The organism is Massilia sp. CT11-108, assembly GCF_047302915.1.
Lineage (GTDB): Bacteria > Pseudomonadota > Gammaproteobacteria > Burkholderiales > Burkholderiaceae_D > Telluria > Telluria orientalis.
Genome location: NZ_JBKYMO010000738.1, coordinates 1 through 2,045 on the forward strand (window position 1 = coordinate 1; position 2,045 = coordinate 2,045).

Sequence of the window (2,045 nt, forward strand, 5' to 3'; positions counted from 1 at the left end):
TGGTGGTGATAGGTGGACTTGAACCACCGACCCTAGCATTATGAATGCTATGCTCTAACCAACTGAGCTATATCACCGTACAACTTTACTAAAACAAAATGGCTCAGCATGAGCCAAGCCATTTCGCTTGAATCCTTGGTGGTGATAGGTGGACTTGAACCACCGACCCTAGCATTATGAATGCTATGCTCTAACCAACTGAGCTATATCACCAGAACGGGGTGCATTATGCCGTTCGGCCCCGGAAGTGTCAAGGCTACCCGCTCCGGATCACCCTGTCCAGCCTCGCACGAATCGTCTCACCCTCGCAACGTGGCCAGATGATCAAGCATCCGGCGCGCCGGATCCGGTCCCAGGCAATCGATCACGATCCGCTCCGGCATCGCCCGCAACCAGGTCAGTTGGCGCTTGGCCAGCTGGCGCGTGGCGATGATGCCCGTCTCGCGCAGCTGGGCGCGGTCGATCGTGCCGTCGAGGTATTCCCACGCCTGGCGGTAGCCCACGCAGCGCATCGACGGCAGGTTCGGGTTCAAATCGCCGCGCGCGCGCAGGCCCGCGACCTCGGCCACGATGCCGCTGTCGTCGCGCTTGCCCAGCATCTGGTCGAAGCGCAGCGCGATGCGCTCGTGCAGCACCGCGCGGTCCGATGGCTCCAGTGCGAACGGCACGAGGTCGAACGGCAGTTCCTGCTTCTCGCGGCGCGCGAGCAGGGCGGACATCGGCTTGCCCGACAGTTCAAAAATTTCCAGCGCGCGGTTGATGCGCTGGGCGTCGTTCGGCGCGAGGCGGTCCGCGGTGACCGGATCGACTTCGCGCAGCTTCGCGTGCATGCCGGGCCACCCGATGCGCGCGGCCTCCGCGTCGAGGCGCGTGCGCACGTCGGCATCGGCCGTGGGCAGGTCGTCCAGGCCGTCGTTCAGGCCCTTGAAGTACATCATCGTGCCGCCGACGAGCAGCGGCAGCCGGTCGCGCGCCTGGATCTCGGCCACGAGCCGGATCGCGTCGGCGCGGAACTGCGCGACCGAATAGGCGTCGAGCGGATCGATGATGTCGATGAGGTGATGGGGCGCGCTCGCGAGTTCCTCGGCCGACGGTTTTGCCGTGCCGATGTCCATGCCGCGGTAGACGAGGGCGGAGTCGACCGAGATGATCTCGACGGGGATCTCTGTGGCGATGGTGAGCGCCGCTGCCGTCTTGCCGGACGCGGTCGGGCCCATGATGGCTACCGCCAGCGGTTTGTGTTGCGATGTCATCTGATGCTTTACTGGCCGCGCAGGAACAGCTTGTCGAGCGCGGCGATTTCGAGTTGGACCCAGGTCGGGCGGCCGTGGTTGCACTGGTCGGCGCGTTCCGTCGCTTCCATCTGGCGCAGCAAGGCGTTCATTTCGGGCTGCGTGAGGATGCGGTTCGCGCGCACGGCCGTGTGGCAGGCGAGGGTGCCGAGCAGTTCGTTGCGGCGCTCGATCAGCACGCGCGAGCCGCCGAATTCGCGTACGTCGCGCAGCACGTCGCGCGCGAGCGTTTGCGCGTCGGCGTTCTTGAGGAGCGTCGGCACGGCGCGCACGGCGAGCGTCGTCGGCGACACGGCCGCGATGTCGAAGCCGAGCGACGTCAAAGTCTCGTGTTCTTCCTGCGCGGTGCCCACTTCGATGGCGTCGGCGAAGAAGGTCACGGGGATCAGCATCTGCTGGACCTGCATCTGCTCGCCGCCGGCCTGGGCGTCGAGCGCGTTCTTCAGCTGTTCGTACAGGATGCGTTCGTGCGCGGCGTGCATGTCGACGAGGACCAGCCCTTTGCGGTTCTGCGCCAGCACGTAGATGCCGTGCAGCTGGGCCAGCGCGAAGCCGAGCGGAAAGTCGTCGTCGGACGCGGGCCTGGTCGTTTCCGGCAGCGGCGCTTCCTGCACGCCGGGCGGTTGCGATGAAGGCATGGGCGCGCCGGTGAACAGCGCGCCATAGTCCGCGGTGCGTTGCGGGACGCCGGCGCCCGTCGGCGCATCCCAGCGGCTGCCGGGCGGGAACGGGGACGGCGAGAACGTCGAGGAG

Annotated in this window: 1 protein-coding gene, 2 tRNA genes and 1 pseudogene; all 4 read right to left on the minus strand. The window is 66.2% G+C overall.

The features are described 5' to 3' along the window. Positions 1 to 77: transfer RNA gene (locus ACEN88_RS30120), tRNA-Met, on the minus strand. A gap of 59 nt (positions 78 to 136) precedes the next feature. Next, positions 137 to 213 (minus strand) — tRNA-Met (locus ACEN88_RS30125). Between the two features lie 86 nt (positions 214 to 299). Then, complete coding sequence (miaA, locus tag ACEN88_RS30130) at positions 300 to 1,253, minus strand: tRNA (adenosine(37)-N6)-dimethylallyltransferase MiaA (protein ID WP_413345623.1); 954 nt, start codon at positions 1,251 to 1,253, stop codon at positions 300 to 302. 8 nt (positions 1,254 to 1,261) lie between these two features. Further along, positions 1,262 to 2,045: pseudogene (mutL, locus tag ACEN88_RS30135) on the minus strand (DNA mismatch repair protein MutL); the annotation flags it as partial.

Bases quoted from the DNA above. Each gene is read 5' to 3' on its own strand.
- miaA (WP_413345623.1), bottom strand. From the start codon at position 1,253: ATGACATCGCAACACAAACCGCTGGCGGTAGCCATCATGGGCCCGACC.